The sequence below is a fragment of the Allochromatium humboldtianum genome, assembly GCF_013385175.1.
Taxonomy (GTDB): domain Bacteria; phylum Pseudomonadota; class Gammaproteobacteria; order Chromatiales; family Chromatiaceae; genus Thermochromatium; species Thermochromatium humboldtianum.
Window position 1 is genome coordinate 1 of the sequence record NZ_JABZEO010000081.1, and the last position, 327, is coordinate 327.

Consider the following 327-nt stretch of genomic DNA (forward strand, 5'->3'; position numbering starts at 1 on the left):
TTCGACGCGCCCGCCGGCGTCAAACCGATCGAATGGCGCTTGCTGACCAACCGCCGCGCCGAGACGCTGGAGGCGGCCGTGGAGCTGGTCGAGTGGTACCGCGCCCGGTGGGAAATCGAACTGTTGTTTTTGGCCCTGAAGGTCGGCTGCCGGGTCGAGGCGCTGCAGCTGAGCACGCTCCAACGCCTGGAGCGCACCCTGATCCTGTATCTGATCATCAGTTGGCGCCTCGCGCGCCTCAAGCATCTGGGACGCACCTCCCCCGAACTCGATGCCAGTGGTGTGTTCGAGGCTGAGGAATGGCAGGCCGCCTACCTCTTGGCCAAA

1 protein-coding gene is annotated in these 327 nt (G+C 65.1%); it reads left to right on the plus strand.

What is annotated here, in order from left to right:
• Positions 1 to 327: IS4 family transposase (locus HW932_RS21580; RefSeq protein WP_176978494.1), on the plus strand; the 327-nt coding region annotated here is incomplete at both ends.